We start from the raw sequence: 21,737 nt of genomic DNA, 5'->3' as shown, positions 1-21,737 counted from the left end.
AATCGGCACCACAGACTACCGCATTACTTTTGCCTGACTACTTAATTGAGTAGCAATTCCGCCAACACCCAGCATAGAATTATACAGCGTAAGCCCTCGACTAGATTGTCTGAAAACACAAGAACGGTCATGCTCCGATAAGCTCAGCATCACGTTCAAGAAGAAAAAACAGCTTCTTAGACACAGGCTAGCATGGCGCACGTAAATCACATGGGGAATTAAACAGAAGAGAAATTACGGTCAGGTTACGACCCAGATACTTCCGGTATGTCCTCTGTTTCGATGTAGAGCGTCAGATGCTGCGGCGCTAAGGCCTCGAGAAAGGAGCGTGCGTCTCCAAGTTCCCCAGCGGTTATGACGCCCCGCAAGGGCTGCGTCGGGGCCAGCAGTCGCAGCAAGGCTTGCACCGCCAGTGGGGCCGTAACGGCGTAAATATCCTGTCCTTGTGCGACCGCACGGCGGCGCTGGTTATCTCGTCGGACAACGGCCTCGACCAGGAAAGTTTGCGCGGAGCGGCCACGGGCATCCACCGCGGGTGGGTGCGAAAGGTCGCGGTCGGAAAGGTCCCGCAAGGGTGCCAGGGTCATGTACTCGGCAATTTCTCGGACCTGCAGATGATGGGACATCGTCACGGCGTCGGCAGTTGTGAACTCGGCACTTACTGTTTGCTTCCCGATGGGCGCCGGAAAGTCCCACTCGGTAATGGGGGCCGCGTCGTTGCGCAGTTCAAGTTGCTGATTGTGGAAGACCAGCCGTTGCCCGCCCCGTCGTTTCTCAGCGACTTCAATGGTGGCCCGTGTGCCCAGGGTGGGCTTCCAACTGCTAAGAAAATAGGCCAGCGTAATCTCGTCAGCTTGCGGCCAGTCGCCCAGCGCGGCGGTGGCCAGCAGGTTTCCCAGGCCACCATAAAATCCGATGCCCGGAGCCAGAGCGAGGCCGGCGCGCTGCGCGGGCTCTCCGTACATGGCCATGGTCGCCGCCACGATGTCCGGCTCGGCGGCTACGTCCAAGTAGGGCACGTTGGCGTGAAGTGCCGCTTCGACGACGGGAGCGGCCGTCTCGGCAAAGGGGCCGGCAGCATTGATGACGGCCGCAACCCCGTGCAAGGCCTCCCGCAGCGCGTCTCGGTCATTTAGGGCCGCCGCCCGAACCTTGAGCCCGCCATGCGCTGAGCTTAGCGCGGCCAGCTTCTCCTCGTCTCTTCCCGACAGCACCGGTGTAAATCCGTGCTCAAGTAATTCGCTGACGATGAAGCGGCCAGTGTGGCCGGATGCTCCGTAGACGAGGATGGGGCGGTGTGCGCCTGCTGGTTTCATACGAGTATACTTTGTGGTTTCTGGAGAGCGGTATTGAATTGACTTCAAAACAACTGCCCTCCCGGGGTGGGGGAATGGCTGCGTTCATGCTGGAGCAGCCACTTTTTCTTATCCACGCCCGCCGCGTAGCCGGTCATTGCTCCGTTGCTGCCAACCACCCGGTGACAGGGAATGAGAATGGCTAGCCGGTTGCGGCCATTGGCCGCGGCAATGGCCCGGATGGCTCGGGAATTGCCCATTCGGGCCGCTTGCTCCTGGTAGGAGCAGGTTGTGCCGTACGGAATGCGCTGCAGGTGTTGCCAGACCGATTGGGAGAAGAGGGTGCCGGGCGTGTGCAAAGGCACCGAAAAGATTTTCCGAGTTCCTGCGAAATACTCTTGGACCTCTTCTTCCAGTTGCCCGGAAAGTACGGTCGGCGCCGGAACGAGCGCGGCGGCCAGCATGTGTTGTAGTTCCTGAATTTCTTTTTCCAGGTGTATCCGATTCATGAATTCGAGCAGGCATACTCCCTCCACTGGAACGCCCGCGACCATCAGGCCCAACGGGGTAGGTAGCGGCGTCAGGTGAAGGGCGGCGGAAGCCTTCTGTCCGCAAGGCGGTGACTCAAATAACCACCGGTACCGCGAGGCCAGCAAGTCCTCCTCGCCAACAAGCGGCCTGCTCGGCGTGGCTGTAATATTATTTATCATGTTATCAGGGCAGTTCAGGCGAGAATCACCGCGAAATGCTGGTCAGCAATGACCTGTTGGGCCAACTGGCTGACATAGCCACTGACTTGACCGAAGAGGAAGGGCCCCATACTGATTCTTTTGACGCCCAGCGCCATTAGCTCCGCAAAATCTGGCAACCCGGGCAGGCACATCACGTTGACCGGAAGCTGGGTGGCCTGCACCACGTGCGCAATGTCGTCGGCCTGGGTGATGCCCGGCACGAAGATACCGTCCGCCCCCGAGTGCTCATAAGCGTTGATTCGGTTCACGGCTTCGGCCAACGCCGCAGGCAGACCCAACAGGAAGCCATCGGTTCGGATGTTGAGGAACACCTGCACATTACTGCGCCGCAAGTTCTCTGCTACCCCTAGCAGGAGTTGCTGAAAATTGTCCAGCGCCTGCAGCTGACGAGTTGCTCCGACTAGGCTGTCTTCTAAATTGACCCCCACTACCCCGACGTCGTGTAGCTTTTTGATGTTCTCGGTAATACCAGCAACAGTCCGACTGTATCCGCCCTCCAGATCGACAGTCAATGGAATATGCACCACTTCTGCCACGCGCTTGGCTAGTTGCAGCAGCAGTTCAAACGGCATGTCCTCTCCATCCTCGTACCCAAACGAGGCGGCTGTCGCCTGACTCGATACCCCAATAGCTTTGTAGCCAGCAGCTTCTAGAAGTCTGGCGCTGTTTGCATCCCATATATTTCCCAGCAGCAATGGCTTGGAATTTTGGTGCAGGCTGGCAAATGTTTCGAAGGAAGTCATGTGGGCTGAAGGAAGGCGTTTAAAGAACAGGCGGTGCAAACCTACTTCCCGGCTAAGCCAGCCACTTGTACGAATCGGAACAGAGTGAAATTAGTCTATGAAAAATTGGTTAAGCAGTAATTCTGCCTCTAAATAAGCCGAGGGAGTAAGCCCCGTAAAGGATTTGAAATCGCGGATGAAGTGGGACTGGTCGAAATAGCCGCACTCGTGCGCAATGGATGTCAACGGCTGTTTGTGCGCGGCCAGTAGCCGCAGGCTAGACTGAAACCGCCTGATTTTTTTGAATTCCCGGGGCGATAGACCAGTATGCTGTTGGACTAGCTTGTGCAGGTAGCGGGGGGTAATACCATGCTGGGAAGCTACCAAGCCAAGGCGATGCTCGGCCGAAGCAGGGTGTTGTGGTTCAGTGCTTTCAATACTGCTGAGCAAGCTGCTTACCCGGGCGATGGTAGTAGTCTTTTTATCACTCTTGATCAACCTTTTTAGCAAGAATTGCTCAAGAAGCGTAATCCGTGCGTTCGTTTCCCGCTCCTCTAGGAGTTGAGAATGCAGAATGTTGACGGAGTTGCCGAGTACATCCTGCAAAGCATACACGCGATTATTAAATTCGTTAAGCCCTTCAGCGAAGAAAAAGGCGGCAGAGTGCGTGAAGAATTTCACGCCGAGCAGGGTTTGTTGGCCCACCAACCGAATGGCCAACGGCCGGGTAACTTGGCCCCATAATTCAACCAGAGGAGTTTTACTGAATGTTTTTCCACCATATGTTTCCCATGTTTCATCCCCCAGGTTAAATATCACCTCCATATCGCCACTTGGGAAGACAACGTCCTCAAATGCACTTTCCAAATTGGATTGAAAAAGGAAATACTGCTTTACGTAGGGCCTCAGAACAGTGGAAGGGGCGAATTGCAGGAATTTCATAGCTATTTAAGAACGCGCGATGCTTTACAAAGCACAGTACTCCGGTATTTGCAACTGCTGGGGTATTTAGCAGAAAATCGGGCGCCGGAAACGGTTCAGTAGAACCAAGCCGTGAGCTAAGGTAAGCTGATTGCTGAGTCTTGTGCAATGTGGTGCGAGAGGCGGTAGCCTGGGGGTAGTTGCACTCGCAGTAAGTGGTGGTCGACTTCGGTCAGATGTTCGTACTGGCGCGCCGCGCCTTTCGGTGGCGCGGGTGGCAGTTGTTGCTAGCAAAGGCCGGGGCCTTGGACATTTTCAATATGGTGCGGGCGGTGGCCAGCCGAGCCAAAATCCTGAATGGCATCATGATGGCTAATGTGCCACCGGGCGATAGACTCACCCAGCGCCATAGTGTTCGGTTCGCGGTCGAAGCGGCTGCTTCGGGCCGGCCGTTAGTCAAGTTGGAAAGGGCGGTGCCTTGCCTGATTCCGGTTCCCCACTTTGCACAAGAGGCGGACATGGCAGTCGCCGTGGTGTTTTGGCTTCGGTAGGTGCTGGCTGTATGAATGGCACAAGCCTGACTACGGACGGCGGGCGCACCGGCCACCTCTGAGCCGGCGCTGAATCTGACATCTAAGTTGCCCGCAGGTGCCCGCAGTATCTGGCTTTTTCATACTTTGGGCTTCGCCAGATGGGTTAGTCTACCCCACACCTCCCAATTTCAATACCATCAAAAGATTTCTCAAAAGAATCGGCAAGCGCATTCGATAAGCTAGCTGCTGAAACAAGTAGCTAATATTAATGAAGAAGAGTTTTTATACACAAGCGTGGTCCTGAAAGTAGAAAACAATACGCGGCGGCGCTTGAAAAGGGCTCCCGCGCATTGTTTTCTACCTTAGCAAACTAAAGGTTCGTATAAAAAAGATGGAATGGGGCTTGCCTAGGCCACCAGCAGAACTTTACCCGTGGTGCGGCGCTCCTCAATGGCTCGGTGTGCCACTGCCGCGTCGGCCAAAGGGAATGTTTGGTCGACTATGACTTGCAGCTTGCCTTCGCCAACGTAGGCAAACATTACCTGCAAAGCTTGCTGAATGCGCTCTGGCGTGATGCCGTATAGTGCAAAGCCAACGAAGGATTGGTTGCGGAAAATCATCTGCATGACCTGCTCGGCGCCGATTTGGGTGCCGCTCGTGGAGGGGGCACCGTAGCTCACCCAGCGGCCGAAGGGGGCCAGTACGGCCAGGCTTTGGTCACCCACGGTGCCGCTTACCGAGTCGAGCACGGTGTCTACGCCCTGGCCGTTGGTGGCGGCCAGCACCTGCGCGGGCCAGTCAGCGTCGGAGTAATTAATGGCTACGTCAGCGCCGAGGCGGCGGGTGAGGTCGAGCTTGGTAGGTGTACTGGCAGTGGCGATAACCTGACCGGCGCCTAAGAGCTTGGCTAGTTGCACCGCAAGGCTGCCTACTCCGCCGGCGGCCGCGTGCACCAGCACGCGCTGGCCCGGCTGCATAGGCGCCGCCTGCTGGAGTAGGAAATACGCCGTGAGGCCCTGCACCAGTAAAGCCACAGCTTGCTCGAAGGAAAGGTGGTCGGGTACGGGAATGAGCGTGGCGGCGTCGGCCACGAGGTATTCGGCGTAGCCACCCGGAGCAGCCAGAAACACCGCCACGCGGTCGCCCACGCGAGCAGTGCTCACGTCGGGGCCCAGTTCAGTCACGGTGCCGCCCACTTCGAAGCCCGGCGTCACGGGTAGTTGCAGCGGCAGAGGATAGGTGCCTTTGCGCTGTGCGGTGTCAGCGAAATTGATGCCGGCTACGTGGGTTTTGACGAGGACTTGGCCGGGACCAGGGGTGGGAGTGGGTACTTCTTGCAGCCGCAGCACGTCGGGGCTGCCGGTTTCTTCGATTACAATGGCTTTCATGGAAGGGGAAATTTCTTGCGCTAACAAGGGTTCGTGAATAATTTCACGGCAATCTTAGCGGGTAACCAGCTCTACTGTCAAGTACGTACCCAAAGGTCGGGTACGTACTAAAAAGTAGGTTATGGCGGTGCCGAAAGGGAAGCCCCTAAAAATTTGCGTTGCTCATGAAAAAAGTTTTTGCCTTGTGCCCCGTGCGGGCAGCTATCCAAGTCATCGGCGGCAAATGGAAGCTCTGTATTCTCTATTATTTGACCAACGGACCCAAGCGCTACGGCGAAATGAAACGGGCCGTGGACGGCATCACCGAGAAAATGCTGACCCAGCAGCTGCGCGAACTGGAGGAGGACGGCATTGTGGTGCGGACGGTTTATCCGCAGGTGCCGCCGCGGGTCGACTACGCGCTTACCAGCCTCGGGGCGCGGCTGGTGGCCGTGTTTGCACCCCTCGAAAGCTGGGGCCAGCAACTCGTGGAGCAGCTCGATGGCGAGCAACTTTCGTCGCGCGTTCAATCGGCCGTTCTGGTGGCCGCAGAAGAAGTGCCAGTAGTCGGCCGAAACATGATGCGGCCAGCGTAGAAGGTACTGAGGAACGCTACAGAGGCCAACCCAAATGTGGCGACACAGTTGCTCGGCCTAGTTACACTTAGCGGCTATTAATAAAAAACGAAAGCTACCCCTTCAGGAGCAAGCAGCCGGCAATGGTCGCTCCTGAAGGGGTAGCTTGGGAAAGCATGACGCCTGATTCGCGTCACCTATGCTTGCTTACGCGGCCGAAGAGGCTGCTATGCTAACGCTGTCCAGCGCCTTTTGCAAGGCCGTGTCTTGCACACCGGGAATGGCTACGCCTTCCACGCGCACAACGGTGACATCGGTAATACCCAGGAAGCCGAGGATGGCTTTCAGATAGGGAGCCACGAAGTCGTAGCCCGCCGCGGGGCCTTCGGAATAGATGCCGCCGCTGGACAGGGCCACGTATACTTTCTTGCCCGTAATCAGGCCCTGAGGGGCGCCATCGACGTAGTGGAAGGTGATGCCGGCCCGGGAGATGTGGTCAATCCACGCTTTCAAGGTCGAGGGAATACCGAAGTTGTAGAGCGGTGCTCCGATGACGATGACGTCGGCCTGCTGGATTTCGGCGATGGCCTCCTCGGAGTGCCGCGCTGCTTCCCGCTGCTCGGGCGTGCGGCTTTCGGCCGGCGTGAAGAAGGACTGCAGCTTGGCTTCTTCCAAATGGGGGAAGGGGCTGGAAGCCAAGTCGCGCACCTGCACGGTACTGCCAGGATTAGCAGCTTGCAACTTTTCGATGATACCGTCGCCAAGCTGGATGCTGAACGAAGCCGCTTTGCGTGGGCTCGAAATGATATGAAGAATATGCATAAGAAAGGAAAACAGGGTTGGCTTGAGGCCGATGAGAAAAGAATATTACTTACCCTGGTCGGTTGCCGGCCCGACCGGAGCAGCTACGATTCTGAATTGAACCGCTTCCACAGGGATACTGCGGGTAAATGTACATACATTTTATGTACATACATTGTTTAGCGTACATCATTACCTTTATTCATCGACTCCGTCCACACTTCTAGGATGGCCGGTGTATTTCTCGCCTAAAAAAAGGCGGAAAGTCTTATTCCAATTGACCAATTGGGATAAGACTTTCCGCCTTTTTTTGATACGCCCTCAATTTATGCCTTACACTCACTGAGAGTGGGACAAAGCTTGGGCATTGTTGAAATCAGTAGTTCAGACATATAAAGCCGTTAGAAATAAGGACGCGGCGAGCATAAAGCAGCGGAAACACCGCAATAGGCCGCTGCCAGGCTGTCCGCACCACGCGCTGCGGGCGCCTGGTTTCCGGCTTTAAAGCTGGCCACTGGCTGGCCAGCGGAACCGGAAGATGGTGTAGGGCGCCGCCTCCCGGATGTGGTCGGCGGAGCGGAGCATTTGGTCGGGAATGGCGCTGTCGGCCAGGTACACGTAGCCATCGCCCCCAAAGGCCAGCCCGTCGGCCCAGCGGATGCGCGGGTCGCGCACGAGGGTTTGCAGGCGGCCGGTGGGCTCCATCAGGCTCAGACCCTGGTGCTCCACGTCGGTGATGAGCACGCGGCCATTCGCGTCCACCGCAATGCCATCGGACAAGGGCTTGCGGCCCACGCGCTGTACTTGCCCGGCCAGTTGTGCGGCGCTCAAGGTAGTATCGGCCAGCGCGGTAATGGGCACGCGGAACAGCGCTTGGTGCGACATGGGCGCGTAGTACACAAACTGACCAGCCGGGTCCACCGATAACCCATCGATGCCAGCTTTCAGGTTGACAATGCCGCCGAAGAAGGACATGTCTTTGAGCTGATTACGAATGAGCCAGTTTTGGGCCGTCACCGTCGAGTCCTGCACCAGTAGGGCGCGGCTGCGCTGGCGGGCCACATCATACATGATGAGGGCCGGGCGCTTGCGCCAGAAGCTCACGTCGGCCACGAACACGTAGCGGCCATCTGGCGATACGGTCAAATCATTGAGGAAAGAGCCGTTGCCGGCCACGCTCGCCGGAAAGTGGTAGTTGATGGCCAAGCGGCCGGTGGCCAGGTCGTAAGCCAGCAGGCGGGCGCTTTCCAGGCCGTGGTTGCCGTGGTCGATTACCCATAGCCGCTGCTGCCGGTCTACAAATACGCCGAGCGGAGTTATTAGCTGGGTCTGACCGGCCTCGCTGGGGTAGGGCACGGCCTGGCGGTTGGGCAGGATTTCATAGAGCTTCGTGCCGGTGGGGTGCGACTCCGGGTGAATCGTGAAGAAGACGCGGGTGGGGCGGTCGGGCTCGGGTGTGGCGGCCACGTTGCCCACAGGTTCCTGCGACGTATAATAGGCTTCGACCCCGGCGGCGGGCACCAGAGGCTGTTGCCCGGTGGTAAGGTCAGCATAGGGCTCACCACCGCCGTGGCGTAGCCAAAGGGTGAGAGCCAGGGCCAATACCAGAACTAGCAAGCCGAGCAGGATATTTCGAAACAGGCGCATCTTCAGATTTTGTAGCTTGATTTGACAATGCGACGGAACAGGCCGTCGGACGTAATGCGGCGCAGGGGCAGCAGGAGGTTGGCCGGGTAGGCAATGGGGTAGCGTAGTTTGGCGCTGCCGTCGGTGGCAGTCCGGAAAATGATTTCAGCTACGCTTTCGGGGCCCACGGCTTTGGCTCCGGCATCCTGGCTCACTTTCTCCACTTTTTGGACGAAGGCGCCGTAGGCCGGGCGCAGGTCGTCGCGCATGATGAACTCGCGGGACCGGTCGTAGAAGTCAGTTTTAATGGCGCCCGGCTCCACAATCTTCACCCGGATGCCGTGCGGCTCCAGCTCGTACTGCAGGCTTTCGGAAAAGCCTTCCACGGCCCATTTCGTGGCGTGGTAGATGCTGTAGAGCGGAAACGTGACCCGGCCGCCCACCGAGGCAATCTGCACGATGGTACCGTGGCCCTGCTGGCGGAAGTGCGGTATCACGGCCCGGGTGCAGCGCATCAGCCCCAGCACGTTGGTGTCCAGCTGCCGAATGATGGTTTCGTCGGTCATGGCCTCAAACACGCCATCGACGCCGTAGCCGGCATTGTTAACCAGCGCATCCAGCCCGCCGAAATCGCGCAGCGCCGCCGCGAAAGCCGTTTCGACGCTCTCGGAGTTGGTGACGTCCAGCGCGTACAGCCGCACGTTGGGCAGTTGGCCTAGTTCCGTTTCCTTGGCAGGGTTGCGCATGGTGGCAGCCACCTGCCAGCCGCGGCCGGCAAATAGGCGCGCAGCGGCCTTGCCGATGCCACTGCTGGCACCGGTGATAAGTACAGTCTTCATGTGAAGAAAAGGTATGTGAGGGGAGGGAGGCGGGCGAAATGCCGACGGTGGGAAATAGCCGCGGCAAGGCCGAATTAGCGGGTTAGGGCTGGTGGGCGAGGCCGGCCAGGAGTAGGTCGGCCAGCAGGCGGGTATCCTCCTCGGCGGTTTGCAGGTCGAGGGTTGGGAGCAGGTTGTGGGTGGCGTTGCGGCGGCGCACGGCATCGTGCTTCACCGCGTCGACGGCTGTGAGCAGCAGGCGCGCCACGCGGCGGGGCTCGGGGCTACCGGGCGAGGAGAGCAACGGAGTCAGGAGTTCTGCTACCGAAGCTATTTCGCGCTCCAACACTTCGGCATATAGCTCCTCGAAGCGCGGCTCCAGGGCTTGCAGCGTGGCCAGCGGCAACTGGTTCTGTGCCAGCACACGGCCGTAGTAGCGTAGCCGCTCTACCAGGTAGTGGCTCACTTGCGCGGCCGGCGTAGGCAGTTGGCGTACCTGCTCCGCCAGCGTGGCCTGGAAGCGGGCACTTTCCTCCAGCACCACGGCCATAAATAACTCTTCCTTCCCGGGGAAGTAGTAGTAAAGCGAGGCCTTATTGAGCTGCACAGCCTGCCCAATGTCCTCCAGTGTGGTTTTGGTGTAGCCGAAACGCGCAAAACACGCCGCTGCTGCAGTCAGGATGGTACTTCGACGGTCGGGACGCTTAGCCATAAGGAGGAATATGCTTGCAAAAGTAGATCAAATTTTCAAACTAAAAACAGTGAAATTTGAAAAAGTATTTATGATTTTGATAATCAAAGGGTATATAGTTGGGGGCTTAGGAAGCACACACGTTTAAAGGGGCTGTTGGCGGCGTAATTTAAGGAGCTGTTTGTAGAGGTCTTTGGAGCGATGGTTGAAGCGCAACTCGGATTCTTTCAACTAGAGCAGAAAGGGGTGTTTGGGTACGCCCTTGCACGGCTGAAGGTGGGCGTTAGGGACGCTCCAGAAGGACTCGCTGCCGTTACTGTGGCGCCCTGCCCGCACTCGTCCTGGCCGTGGCGAACGCGGAAATGCCAGTCAAAGCCAACGTCCACCAGCCCGTCGTCGCCGCGCCAGCCGTCGGGGTTTACCATCGCCGCCACGTCGATTTTGCCTCAAATGACGCCCTGTAAGGTCTTTTTCGAGCAGCCCGGGACGATTTTCGGGGACACCTACCCGACGCGTTTGCACAAGCCGAAGACGATGATTTTGCTACTAGCCTCGGGGCCCGAAGCAGCGCTTGATGTGTTCCACGGCCCCGTTGAGCTCGGCTGGCACCGGGCACTAGGTCTGCAACCGGCGCGCAAGTGCAGGTACAACGCGTTGACCGAGCGCACGCTTAGGCCGCTGAGCTGGGCCGCGTCCGAGGCCGTAAACTCCAGGGCTAAGAGCCGCAACAGGTAGCGAAATTTGACCTTCGAAATGTTGCTGCACTTATAGTAGAGGTTAGCCGGTTGCATAACAGAAAGTTATGCCCCGTTTCTCAAGTTTTGCTTCCTAAGCCCCATAAGTAATATTCGTTTTAAAAGCGAGCCTGCCTAGCATTATTTTCCCATGACGGGGCTAGTGAAATTAAAGAGCCTGAGGACCACTATAGAGCAGCTTTTTTTGGGCCAGAATGTGCCATAGGGTGCCCGTAGGGCTATATTTGTAGCGGCAATTATGCCAATCTACCTTCTTTTTTTAGTTTATTAGTATCATGCAAACACTTGTCAAATCCTCCCTTTTTATGGCCATGCTGGGCCTGAGCCTGAGCGCCTGCCAGAAGCAGGCCGATCCGCAGCCAGCCGCTTTACAAACACAGGCCACGGCGGATGCAAAAGGCGAGTTTACCCTGCGTGGGGGTGAAACCTTGTACTGGGGACAGTATTTGCAATCGAAAAACGGTCAATACCGGTTGGTGATGCAAGGAGACGGGAACGCCGTGTTCATCCGAGTAGCGGACAAGGCGATTCTATGGAAATCGGGTACCGCGGGGAACCCGAACGCGCGACTGACCGTGAAGACGACGGGCGATGTTGTCATCTCCAGTGCCTCCAACGTTACACTCCTCACAATCAATGGAGATACCGGTGCCGGCGGTTACGGCAAGTACACCTATATCCGAAATGGGTGGGGTGATACCGGCTACAGCTTAGATGTGGATGATTCCGGCTCGCTGTACCTGCTCAATAAGATTAATCAATTTGGTGCAGGTATCTTATGGATCTACCGTTAGGCGGTAGCTGACGTTCAACTCGTAAAATAGCGTCATACATCCAACACCGAAAAGCGGTGGCCGCTAGGCCACCGCTTTTCTATTTTATGACTATCGCCAGTGTACTACCTTGTCAGCACCATCCAGTGGAGGAATGTTTTTGGGCCTGATATCAAGCGGCAAGTAGATAACTCCTCTGGCGGACCTCCCGACAGCGAAACCTGGCCTGCTGCCCGGCCTCGGCTGGCTGATCGTATAGCGTGCCGTAGTAGCTATCCGATAGCACCTAGAGGTGTACTCGGATCAGGCGAAAATTGTCACGCTCAATAATCTGGCCCAAAGGAGTAGAACAGAATGGAGGAAAAGCTGTCTTCGCACAACAAAAAAGGCCTGCTCCCAAAGGAACAGACCTTTTTTGTTTGATAAGAAAGGTGAGAGCTTATTTATCAAGGGCTAGGTGGGAGAAAGAAGTGCCGTCGGGCGTGATCAAACGTACGTTGTAGAACGTAGTGCCTTGGATAGCTGGGGCTTCAAAGATGGCCTCATGTATGCCAGCGGTTTGTTCGCCATCGACGAGCCGGGCGACGACACGGCCTAGGCCGTCGAGCACTTCCAGGCGTACAGCCCCGCCTTGCTTCAGGTCGTAGCTGAGCGTGGCGCGGCCGCTGGTGGGGTTGGGGTAAGCGGTGATAGCCGTGCCTCCGCCGCGAGTCAGGCGGCTGGTGCTTCCACTATAGTTCTTGCGGAACAGGGCGGAAGCCGGAATAAGCTGTTTGGCCACCCCGGGGCCCTGGAAGAAAACCTGCAGAATGTTGCCGCCGCCAGCTTCGAAGTAATCGACGGCGATGAAGTGCTTGCCCGCTTTCAGGCCAATGGTACCACTTTTCTCGACTATATCGTGCAGACCGTCATTGCTCACCACCAGTTTGTTACCAATATAGAGCTTGGAGCCGTCGTCGGACTTGGTTGAGAAGGTGTACTGCCCATCAGTGGGTACGGTCACGTAACCGTAGAAATGGAAGCCGAAGTTGTCGGGCTGACTGGCGGCGCTGATGTCGAAGTTGAGTGTCGTGCCGGTGCGCAGAGGAGGCAGGGTGGCGAAGTCGGGCAGGGCCGTCCAGGTACCTTGATTATAGTTGTAGTTCAGGCCTGCTACGATGTTGGTGGGGTTCTCGGCCGGACGCAACACGGTGGTCGTCGGGGGCGTTACTTCCTGGAATGTGGCTGTGTACGTCGTGTTAGCGGTAGGGGTGCTGATGACTTGCGTCGCATTGCCGCCCTGGCTCCACGACACAAACTGGTAGGTCTTGTTGTTAAAGGTTTGGGACGAAGGCACGCCCAGCGTCCGCTCAATTCCCTGGACGCTCACCTCCGAAGCCGGCGTGGTCACTAGCTGCCCGTCTAGCGTTACCTGCAGGCCCGCCGGAATGGTGGTAAAGCTCAGATTGCTGGTAAGAGGGTAAATTTCGACGGACGCCGCCGTGCTTTGAGCCCCTTTCGAATCGGTAACGCGCAACAGCAGAGTATACCACACATTGGAAGCGGTTTCACCTTCGGTCGGAATAACAAAAGTGCCGCTGGGACCCGTCGTGGCGGGGGCCGTAAATGTCGGAGCTGGTCCAGGGTGCGTGTGGGTATCGTGGTGAAATACTACCTCCCACGAGTAAGCACTGGCAGGCAGCGCACCATCTTCGGCATCGGTACCAGTGCCTGAGAAACTGATAACATCACCGGCCCGGTACTTGGCCCCGGTCACTGGCGTGGTAATGTTGGCTGTGGGAACCGTGTTGCTAATAACGGTGAGCGTAGCACTGGCGCTCGTCACACTCGATACAGAGTTCGTCACTACCACCCGGAAAGTAGCGCCATTGTCGGCCAAGGTGGGAGAGGTAAGCACGTACTGTGAAGACGTGGCTCCGGCAATGTTCACGTTGTTGCGCTGCCACTGGTAGGCCAGCGGCGCACCGCCCGAGGCACCCACCACGAAGCTCACCGCGGTGCCCACGGCTGTGGTCGCGCTTGTGGGCTGGGCCGAAATGCTGGGGGCATTGTTGCCCACGTATTGCACGCGCCATACTTCGCCGTCGGTGCTGGCTGTATTATCATTTACCGAGCCGCCGCCCAAGCCGCCGCGGGCCAGGTAGTAGAGGTTGCCGTCGGGGCTCACTTTTACGTCGATGGGGCGGTCGATACCCGTAGCGAATGTGGCAACGGCATTGCCGTTAGAGGTATCCAGCGTCTTAATGTATCCTCTGCAATAATCTGCGAAGAAGTACTTGCCCGTGTAGCTGCTTGGGTACAGTGTGGTGGCGGGGTTGAAGAAAGTGCCACCCGTGATGGAGCAGCCCTGGCTGTGGTTGTAGGCGAATACCGGATTCTGGTAGTTGGCTGGGGCCGTTTGGGTGGTGCGCACACCCTCGATACCGGGCCAGCCATAGTTTTTACCACCAATGGTAGCGTCATTAATCTCTTCCCAGGTGCTGCCACCCACGTCGTTGATGAAGATTTTGTCGGTTCCGGGCTGCACGGCCGCCCGGAACGGGTTGCGGTAGCCCAGTGCCCAGATAGCGCGGTTGCTGCCCGTAGTGGTGGTGTAAAACGGGTTGTCAGTCGGGATGGAGCCGTCCGGGTTGATTCGTAGTATCTTCCCCAGCGTTGTTGTCAGCGACTGCGAATTGCTCGGTACCGCGTTTTCGCCAGTGGTGATGTAGAGCTTGCCGCCCTTGAAAAACAGGGCACCACCGTTGTGGTTACCGGCCCCTAGGTTGGGGAGTTCCAGCAGCACGGTTTCGCTGCCGGCCACGGCCACGTCGCCATTGGCCGTGAAGCGGCTGACGCGGTTGTGCGCCGGAGTGCTGCCCACCGTGTAGTACACGTACACAAACTGGTTCGTAGCGAAATTGGGGTCGAAAGCCACGCTTTGCAGGCCACGCTCGTTGGCCGGGTCCACGTTGGGGATGGTCACGAAAGGCGTTGCCAGCAACGCCCCATTCTTAATGACTCGGATGCTGCCCGATTTAATGGTAACAAACAGCCGGCCATCAGGGGCAAACTCAATTCCGGTTGGGTCGAGCCCGGTAGCCAGGCGAGTTTCCGAGAAGCCACTGGGCAGCGTAGATGCCTGGGCACTGCCCGCAAAAAAGGCAAATACCGCCAGCCAAAGGCTGCACAGCCAAAAAAAACCGCCCGGAAGCGTCGACCGGAAGGCCGGTGCCCCCGGGCGGGGGGTGGTTGGTGAATCAGCAAGCAAAGTTGTTTTCATAGCTCAGAATGTGGAAAAAGGGTTGTGGAATGCTAGATATTCGGGTGGCTTTTCGGGCCTTCCGGTCGTTAATCAAACACGGGCATTATCGTGGCGAACGGGCAGTTCAGCAACCAATCAAAGCTTACCACCCGGTTCTGCTTATTTTGGCGTCCGCGCAGCCTGAGCATCTTGCGTGGAATGGTAATTCAATCCTTGAGCGAGGCGCGCGCTAATTCGGCTCGTGTGCCTCGCTCAAGGATTGTGGCCTATTCTATCACAAGGCGTTGCACGAGCCGGCCGGCCGCAGTTTGTACCTGCACCAAGTACACCCCCACTGGCAGGCTCTCCACTGCTAGGGTGGTTTCGGCCATTACGGGCTGGCTCAGTCGTACCCGGCCCAGTGGGTCAAGCACCTGCACGGTTCCCGACGGCTCGGTGCCGAGCACCAGCAGCTGAACTTTCCCGTGCGCTGGGTTGGGAGCCAGCACCAATTGACCCATCTGCCCGGCACCAGTCGCCGTCACGTAGATGACCTTAGAATAGGTAAGCTGCCCGTCGTGGTCGCGCTGGGCAAGGCGGTAATAGGCGGCCGTCTTGGCGGTTTGGTCGACGAAGCGGTAGGCGTGAGCGGTTTGGCTGGTGCCCTGGCCGGCTACCTCCGCCAGTGGACTAAACTCCAGCCCGTCCGAGCCTTTCTCGATGGTGAAGCCGGCGTTGTTCAACTCAGACGCAGTAGCCCAGGTCAGCTCCGTGGTCGCCGCATCAATGCGCCGTCCTTCGAAACGCGTGAGGGTAACGGGCAGCGGCGCGGGGATAGCTGTCGCTGTGGTGCGCAAGCTGGCGAGCAGCGCGCTTTGGCCGCTGGGAGCAGCACTGCCCCAAGCCGGTACTGCGGTGGTAGGCACGGGGTTGCCGGCTGCTACGCCAGGGGTAGCGCTTTCCTGGTGCAAGCCCACCACCAACACGCGGTCAGCTTCGGGTAACAGCCCTTCGAGCGTTGTATTGTCGCCACTCGTGCTGGCACTCCAGGTTCCGGCCAGTACCGAGCTGTAGCGCACGGTACTCAGGTTGGGCTCGTACACCCGCACAAAGCGGGTCCAGGAGCCCACCCCAGTGCCTGGGCCAGTACCGGCCCGTACCATTTTCTGGTAGGCTCCCGCGGTGGTGATGGTGCGGCGGCCCTTACCGATAATGGCCACAGAACCATCGGGGCCCACGCGCATTGCCTTGAGTCGGGTGGTGTTTACATTAGGCCAGCCGGAATTGGGGCTGGGCCAGCCGTCGAGGTTGGGGTCGGAGGAGGGGCCCCCGGTGCCGTTCATCAAGTCTTCGTATTCGGCCACGAAGGTGCTGTTGTGCAGAGTGCCATCGGCCAAACCCAACTTCCCAAGCCACGAGATGTGAATATCCCCCTTGTTACCCGTAAAGTTATTTTGGAAGCCCTGGGCGCCGGGGGTGGCCGCGATGCGGTTGCCCGACCAAAAGTTTTCCACGTTGTTGCCGTGGCAGCGAGCCAACACCACCAGGTCGCCCTGGGCGGGGGTAGGCTTGGAGTAGTCCAGCGCCAAGCCATCTATATACTGGTCGGGGGTGGAATTGACGGGAGTACCCGTAGCCGATACCTCGTGGTATAGGCGGCTCCACCAGCGCAGGTCACCGGCCGGGGCTAGCGCTATCACAGCTGGCTCATAGTCGGGCTCGCCGCTGGGTAGTCTCGTTTGTACGTTGAAGCCAATGTACAAGTCATTGCTGCGCCGGTCAATCACCACGGCCGACGCCCCGTAGGTGACACCTGCACCAGTGCGGTAGCCAGTGTACCCGCTGCCGCTGGTGCTGGGCGCCGCCGGGTCGCAGGGAGTGCCGAAGAAGGCGTCCAAGGGCCAGCGGCCCTGCTTGGTACGGCCGTTGCCATCGGGTAGAATAGCCTTGTAGTCGGTCATGTTCCAGGAGCGCAGGTCGCAGCGGCCCGCTTTTTTGAACACAATACCGCTGTAAGCCACATTGGCAATGCCACCACCAGGGGCACTGGCTGCTAAGCCTTTGTACTCTTTATTGTCCTTGAGCCAATGCGTGCGCCAGTTCGGCACGATGGTTTGCTTGCCCGTGTTGCCATCAAGGGCGTAAGCGGCAACCCAGTCGTTGGCATGTTCCTGTCCCGTAATGTAAATGATGCGCCCGTCGCTGCCCACGTCCCAGGGCTGAAATTCATAGGCATAGCCACTAGCCCACACATTGTAGGTCCAAACGAGGGCCGTGGGGGCACCGGTCACGAAGTTCTGGTCGAGGCGGGCCAGGAAGTAGCCCCCATTATTGGATTTGGACTCCATTGTGGTGCCCGAGATAAACAAGGTGCCCGTGGGCTGGCCGGGCACATTCGTAGTTTTGAGACGGGCGATGCTCTCGGCCGCCCCAACTGGCAGCGAGACCACGCGCAGGATGGTGCTCAAATTGGCCGTCAGGTGCAGAATGAAGCCAATACGCGAGGTGCCGCCAGCGTTATAGATGCCTGCCGTGCCCGCAAGTACCGTGCGCGGCACAGTGGCCGGCACCCAGTTCAGGTCTTGAGCAGTGCCGGCCACCAGGCAGGTGCCATCGGAGAGCCGCACCACGTCGAGAAACTTTTCCTGGCCGGTGCCCCCGGCATAGGTAACTAGGTTATTCGGCTGTGCCATGGCAGGCAACCAGTTGAACAGCAGTAGCACCCAGATAAGTAACCAGCTCTTGGAAAAAAGAAAAGAGACAGTGTTTTTCATAGAATAAGTGAGTTGGTACAGAGAAGACAGACAGAAGAAGCCAGTGGGTGAAACGGTTGGCGGAAATCACCGCGTCCACTCACAAGCGGGAAATGCCTAATCATCGATGAGGAAAAGACACCCCAATCGACCCGCGGAAAGACTGCTTAAATCGAGCAAGTGTTTTCTAGAACTATAAAAAGAACGATTTGAGAAGAGGCCATCTGTTCGGAACTAACGGGGTAGCTCAAAGAACAAATGTTGGACTTTTCACGTGGCCAAAGGTGCCCATTTAACCCCCACAGGCCAAGTGAGATGTAAAAAATTTGGATCAACGACCAAAATTGTTGGTTAAACGACAGGATAGTGATGTTTATCAGTTTTATTACTTGTTTTATCTGTTATTGCACTTTTATAATGTATAATAAGGCTTATAGTACCGGCCCCGCGTGGAGTTTAGGCGATATTAAGTAGTGAAATCACCCTATGCGGTAGCCGGCAGGCTCTGGCCGGAGTGGCTATTCGAGCCAGTATTGTGAGAAATACCATACACATTTAGTGAGCTGAAAAAGCTGCATGCATAGGTTGGAAGAAAAGCCGACTTATCCTAACCGCAAAAGGCCTGCCCCTTGTGGGGACAGACCTTTGATAGCTCGGAAAGCGAAGAGGAGAAGAGGGGTGCTTAGTTGTTGACCGTCAAGCGGGAAGAGGACGTGCCAGCGGGCGTGGTCAGGCGCACATAGTAGAGCGAGATGCCTTGGCGAGCGGGGGCGTCGAAAACGGCCTCCTGCGCCCCGGCGCTCTGTTGGCCATTGACGAGCACGGCCACGACGCGGCCCTGGCTGTTAAGCACTTCCAGGCGCACGGGGCCGGCCTGCGGGAGTTCATAGCGGAGCGTGGTGCGGCCGGCGGTGGGGTTGGGATAGGCCTCGACGGGCTCGACCGCCGTCTTGCTCGCCGCTGTCTTGGCACCGTAGGCGCTCGCGCTGTAGTCCTTGCGGAAGAGGGCGGAAGCGGGGACGAGCTGCTTGGCCAGGCCAGGGCCCTGGAAGAAAACTTGCAAGGTGTTGCCGCCGGTGGCTTCGAAGTAGTCGACGGCGATGAAGTGCTTGCCCGCTTTCAGGCCGATGGTGCCGCTTTTCTCGACTATGTCGTGCAGGCCGTCGTTGTCGACCACCAAGGTGTTGCCGATGTAGAGCTTGGAGCCATCGTCCGACTTTGTTGCGAAGGTATACTGCCCATCAGCGGGTACATTAATGTACCCGTAGAAGTGGAAGGCGAAGTTGTCGGCTTGGTTGGCTGAGCTCAGGTCGAAGGTGGTCACTGTGCCGGTGCGCAGCGCAGGCAGCTGTTCAAAGTCGGGCAGCTTGTTCCAGGTGCCTTGGTTATAGTTGTAGTTCAGGCCAGCGGCGATGTTGGTGGGGTTCTCAGCCGGACGCAGCGTGGTGGTGGGGGGCTGAGGCGTGGTGGTCGTGGTGGTGCTTTCGTAGGCGCCAAGGTCGACGATGCCGCTGGTGCCGCCGCTTACGCGGGGATTACCGGCCAGGTCCGTGGGCGAGAGCTTATTGTTGAGCCCGGCGTTGATGGCCGGGCTGGTAGCCTTGAGCGTGAAGTTGGCCGTCTTCCAATCCAGGGTTGGGTTGACGAACTGCGGGTCGGCTACCAGGTTCGTGCCAACCGGGATAGTGACCGAGGTGGGGGGCTTGGTGCCGTCGGCGCTCGAAGTGGTGCCGACGCCGGTGCTGGTCAGCGTGTTGTTGCTGGTGTTGCGCGTGATGCTGCCGCCGAAGAACAGGTTGTTCACATACTTCACGTTATCCGTGGTGCTAGCCTTGCCAAATACCTTTTCGCCCGGAGCGGCGACGAGAATGTTGTTCTGGATCAGCACATCGGTGGAGGCATTCGCATAAATCTCACCGTTGTTGATTTCCGTGCTCTGGCTGTTATGGTAGGCCGTGTTGTTGATGACGTCGATGTGGTCGCTCTTATAGACCTGCACGCCGGCGCCACCGTTGTTTACCACCAGGTTATTAGCTACGAGGGTGCGAGCGGTGTAGGCGCCGAGCTTGGAGCCGTTCTGCGTGTTGCGGGTGTCGTCGATGATAATGCCGTTGCCGTCGGTGATGCCCATGCAGCCGAACGACCCCCCGCGCCACCACGGCACAAGCAGGCGATTGCCGAACAAGCGGTTGCCGCGCACGATGTTGTGGTAGCCCGCCGCCTTATCGTAGTTCCAGGACTGGTAAATGGAGATGCCGCTGGTGGCGTACCTCGTGTACCAGGATGTATTGTAGATGACGTTATTTTCCATGGTCACATAATCGGACCGGATGGCACTAATACCCGCTCCGCCGCACTCAAAGATTTCATTGTTGAGGTAGCGCAGGTGGTGTGGGTTCTTCGAGCCGGCGCGGCTGCCGCCAGTACTCGCGATGCCGTTGCCGTTATACCGGCCATCGGGGGTGCCCACGCCATTTTTGGCGCAGCCACTGGGCTGGTTAAGAGCGGCGGCCAGGGTCACGTTGCGGTTATTACCCTGAATGCGGAAGCCGTTAATCTCAATGTAGGACACATTGTTCTGGATGTTGAAGCCCTGCCAACTGGTGAACTGGAGCAGCGGCTTTTCGCCAGGATAGTTGCGGAAGACAATCCACTTCCCGGGGGCGCCGGATCTTTTGATTTCCACCGCCGCACCAGCGTAGGCGTTTTTGTATGTTCCGGCCCGCACATAGACCACATCGCCCGGTACGGTTTTGTTAGCGGCAGCCTGAATGGTTTTCAATGGGCTACTTTCTGTACCTCTGTTAGTGTCCTTGCCAGCATTGGCCGAGACGTAGTAGTTGGTAGCGTGTGCTGTAGATAAGGAACCCAAGCCCAACAGCAGGAAAAAGAACGGTTGTTTCATCAGAAAAGGAAAGGAAGAAAGGGAGAGTGTGAATTGACTTTTTTCTGGGTCAAAGGTGCCTGCTCTGCCCCGACTCAGCAAGCGGATGGGCCGATTCTCGGATTAACAGCACGTTTTTTTGGTCAAACGACGCATAATTAGTGTTTATCGACGTCAAGCTCAATCCTGATGTTTTTGAACTTTTCCATTATGTCCTAGTAGGAAAACGTCTTATTGCACTTAATTTTGATTCTTGGTTCATCAGGGTAGTAAGAACTTCGCACCATCCCACATTCGGTAGTATGCCTTGAAAGACCATCTTTGAGAGAGGGTAAGTTCAGGCAAGAATTATGAGAAGCGTTTGTGCCTGCCGTACCCAGCAAAAGGTCCGTATAAGTCCGAGGAAAAACCAGTTTCCGGCAACGCAAAAAGGTTGGCTCTCTAAGGAACAGGCCTTTTGTGCCCGGCTAAGGAAACGGGTGAGCTTATCCGCCCAGCATGTGAGAAGGACGTGTCCGTGGGCACTGTTGGCATCCCATACCGTATAGAATGGTGTGTGGTATTTGCGACTATCAGAAAAATATCACACATAAATCCGAAAAATAGTGTGCGGTATTTTTGAGAAATAGCAGAATACCACACAAGTTTTACGGCTGAATAACCAGTTGAAAGATTAGCCCGTTACTTGATAGAATAGGCTTTGAATTCTTCGTAGCCTGTGTGCAGCATGTATGAGCGAAGAAGGCCGTCAGGGCAGCAAAGCAAAGACTCCTACTTCGTAATGGGGCGAACTGCCCCCGAGTTGGAGGCAGGAAGCAACGACACCGCCTCGATGTGTTTAATCAGTACAACTGCTTTAAACCAAAAAGGCCTGCTCCCGAAGGAACAGACCTTTTGTAGCTTAGAAAGAAGAGCAAGGGCTATACTTACTTGTCCAGGGCTAAGCGGGAGAAGGAGGTGCCCGTGGGCGTGATCAAGCGCACGTTGAACAGGGCCGAGCCCTGACGAGCGGGGGCTTGGAAGACGGCCTCATGCGCACCGGCGCTCTGCTGGCCATCGACGAGCACGGCCACGATGCGACCCAGGTTATCGAGCACTTCCAGGCGCACGGCACCCGCTTGCTCGACGGTGTAGCTGAGCGTGGCGCGGTCGTGGGTCGGGTTGGGAAAGGCGCTCAGCGCGGCGCTTGCTCCAGCCGCCTTAGCGGTGCCGAGCGCGGTACGGGCGCTGGCGCTGAAGTCGCGGCGG

At 57.6% G+C, this 21,737-nt stretch carries 15 protein-coding genes; 2 read left to right on the top strand and 13 right to left on the bottom strand.

Going from position 1 to position 21,737, the window contains the following annotated elements; all coding sequences use genetic code 11:
* Positions 1-245: 245 nt before the first annotated feature.
* The 5 genes from WX88_RS24810 to WX88_RS24785 form a co-directional block, all read right to left on the bottom strand.
* Positions 246-1,316 (bottom strand): saccharopine dehydrogenase family protein, encoded by a 1,071-nt coding sequence (locus WX88_RS24810; RefSeq protein ID WP_046247126.1) that lies wholly within the window; start codon positions 1,314-1,316, stop codon positions 246-248.
* Between the two features lie 44 nt (positions 1,317-1,360).
* Entirely contained in the window at positions 1,361-2,005 is a 645-nt protein-coding gene (locus tag WX88_RS24805) for a methylated-DNA--[protein]-cysteine S-methyltransferase (RefSeq protein WP_082116294.1), read from the bottom strand.
* Positions 2,006-2,019: 14 nt separating this feature from the next.
* Entirely contained in the window at positions 2,020-2,790 is a 771-nt protein-coding gene (locus WX88_RS24800) for an isocitrate lyase/PEP mutase family protein (protein ID WP_046247125.1), read from the bottom strand.
* Positions 2,791-2,880: 90 nt separating this feature from the next.
* Positions 2,881-3,711 carry a helix-turn-helix transcriptional regulator gene (locus tag WX88_RS24795; protein ID WP_046247124.1) on the bottom strand — a complete coding sequence of 277 codons (831 nt, stop codon included), beginning with the start codon at positions 3,709-3,711 and terminating at the stop codon, positions 2,881-2,883.
* Positions 3,712-4,630: 919 nt separating this feature from the next.
* Positions 4,631-5,611: a quinone oxidoreductase family protein gene (locus tag WX88_RS24785; protein ID WP_046247122.1), complete on the bottom strand. Its 981-nt coding sequence runs from the start codon at positions 5,609-5,611 to the stop codon at positions 4,631-4,633.
* Positions 5,612-5,775: 164 nt separating this feature from the next.
* Between WX88_RS24785 and WX88_RS24780 the strand changes: the two genes are divergently transcribed.
* The gene (locus tag WX88_RS24780; RefSeq protein ID WP_072053107.1) at positions 5,776-6,186 is read left to right on the top strand and encodes a winged helix-turn-helix transcriptional regulator; all 411 of its coding nucleotides are present in this window, start codon (positions 5,776-5,778) and stop codon (positions 6,184-6,186) included.
* A gap of 186 nt (positions 6,187-6,372) precedes the next feature.
* Here WX88_RS24780 and WX88_RS24775 read toward each other — a convergent pair whose 3' ends face one another.
* The 4 genes from WX88_RS24775 to WX88_RS28315 all read right to left on the bottom strand — a co-directional run bounded on the left by WX88_RS24775 (position 6,373) and on the right by WX88_RS28315 (position 10,122).
* Positions 6,373-6,987 (bottom strand): FMN-dependent NADH-azoreductase, encoded by a 615-nt coding sequence (locus WX88_RS24775; RefSeq protein WP_046247121.1) that lies wholly within the window; start codon positions 6,985-6,987, stop codon positions 6,373-6,375.
* A 480-nt stretch (positions 6,988-7,467) separates the two neighbouring features.
* Positions 7,468-8,613 (bottom strand): SMP-30/gluconolactonase/LRE family protein, encoded by a 1,146-nt coding sequence (locus tag WX88_RS24770; RefSeq protein WP_046247120.1) that lies wholly within the window; start codon positions 8,611-8,613, stop codon positions 7,468-7,470.
* A gap of 2 nt (positions 8,614-8,615) precedes the next feature.
* Positions 8,616-9,431 carry an SDR family oxidoreductase gene (locus WX88_RS24765; RefSeq protein WP_046247119.1) on the bottom strand — a complete coding sequence of 272 codons (816 nt, stop codon included), beginning with the start codon at positions 9,429-9,431 and terminating at the stop codon, positions 8,616-8,618.
* Between the two features lie 82 nt (positions 9,432-9,513).
* Positions 9,514-10,122 (bottom strand): TetR/AcrR family transcriptional regulator, encoded by a 609-nt coding sequence (locus WX88_RS28315; RefSeq protein ID WP_052733082.1) that lies wholly within the window; start codon positions 10,120-10,122, stop codon positions 9,514-9,516.
* Positions 10,123-11,131: 1,009 nt separating this feature from the next.
* On the opposite strand from WX88_RS28315, the gene WX88_RS24750 reads away from it, so the two are divergent.
* A complete protein-coding gene (locus WX88_RS24750; protein ID WP_046247117.1) occupies positions 11,132-11,650 on the top strand; it encodes a hypothetical protein in 519 nt (172 codons plus the stop codon).
* Between the two features lie 418 nt (positions 11,651-12,068).
* On the opposite strand, the gene WX88_RS31060 is transcribed toward WX88_RS24750, so the two are convergent.
* From WX88_RS31060 to WX88_RS31055, 4 genes are all read right to left on the bottom strand, one after another.
* Entirely contained in the window at positions 12,069-14,891 is a 2,823-nt protein-coding gene (locus tag WX88_RS31060) for a PQQ-dependent sugar dehydrogenase (RefSeq protein ID WP_052733081.1), read from the bottom strand.
* Between the two features lie 248 nt (positions 14,892-15,139).
* Positions 15,140-17,626, bottom strand: coding sequence for a T9SS type A sorting domain-containing protein (locus tag WX88_RS28305; RefSeq protein ID WP_052733080.1), 2,487 nt, complete (start codon positions 17,624-17,626; stop codon positions 15,140-15,142).
* Between the two features lie 661 nt (positions 17,627-18,287).
* Positions 18,288-20,510, bottom strand: a complete 2,223-nt coding sequence (locus WX88_RS28300; protein ID WP_052733079.1) for a PA14 domain-containing protein — start codon at positions 20,508-20,510, stop codon at positions 18,288-18,290.
* A 905-nt stretch (positions 20,511-21,415) separates the two neighbouring features.
* Positions 21,416-21,737 (bottom strand): T9SS type A sorting domain-containing protein (locus WX88_RS31055; protein ID WP_046247116.1); only part of this gene is annotated, 322 nt, incomplete at its 5' end.

Origin of the sequence: Hymenobacter terrenus (assembly GCF_000972495.1) — a bacterium.
GTDB classification, from domain to species: Bacteria; Bacteroidota; Bacteroidia; order Cytophagales; family Hymenobacteraceae; genus Hymenobacter; species Hymenobacter terrenus.
This window is presented reverse-complemented; position numbering and strand designations above follow the sequence as displayed.

Coding starts and splice junctions, on each gene's coding strand:
- WX88_RS24770 (WP_046247120.1), bottom strand. CDS start 8,613: ATGCGCCTGTTTCGAAATATCCTGCTCGGCTTGCTAGTTCTGGTATTG.
- WX88_RS28305 (WP_052733080.1), bottom strand. CDS start 17,626: ATGAAAAACACTGTCTCTTTTCTTTTTTCCAAGAGCTGGTTACTTATC.
- WX88_RS24775 (WP_046247121.1), bottom strand. CDS start 6,987: ATGCATATTCTTCATATCATTTCGAGCCCACGCAAAGCGGCTTCGTTC.
- WX88_RS24810 (WP_046247126.1), bottom strand. CDS start 1,316: ATGAAACCAGCAGGCGCACACCGCCCCATCCTCGTCTACGGAGCATCC.
- WX88_RS28300 (WP_052733079.1), bottom strand. CDS start 20,510: ATGAAACAACCGTTCTTTTTCCTGCTGTTGGGCTTGGGTTCCTTATCT.
- WX88_RS24795 (WP_046247124.1), bottom strand. CDS start 3,711: ATGAAATTCCTGCAATTCGCCCCTTCCACTGTTCTGAGGCCCTACGTA.
- WX88_RS24805 (WP_082116294.1), bottom strand. CDS start 2,005: ATGATAAATAATATTACAGCCACGCCGAGCAGGCCGCTTGTTGGCGAG.
- WX88_RS28315 (WP_052733082.1), bottom strand. CDS start 10,122: ATGGCTAAGCGTCCCGACCGTCGAAGTACCATCCTGACTGCAGCAGCG.
- WX88_RS31060 (WP_052733081.1), bottom strand. CDS start 14,891: ATGAAAACAACTTTGCTTGCTGATTCACCAACCACCCCCCGCCCGGGG.
- WX88_RS24750 (WP_046247117.1), top strand. CDS start 11,132: ATGCAAACACTTGTCAAATCCTCCCTTTTTATGGCCATGCTGGGCCTG.
- WX88_RS24780 (WP_072053107.1), top strand. CDS start 5,776: ATGAAAAAAGTTTTTGCCTTGTGCCCCGTGCGGGCAGCTATCCAAGTC.
- WX88_RS24785 (WP_046247122.1), bottom strand. CDS start 5,611: ATGAAAGCCATTGTAATCGAAGAAACCGGCAGCCCCGACGTGCTGCGG.
- WX88_RS24765 (WP_046247119.1), bottom strand. CDS start 9,431: ATGAAGACTGTACTTATCACCGGTGCCAGCAGTGGCATCGGCAAGGCC.
- WX88_RS24800 (WP_046247125.1), bottom strand. CDS start 2,790: ATGACTTCCTTCGAAACATTTGCCAGCCTGCACCAAAATTCCAAGCCA.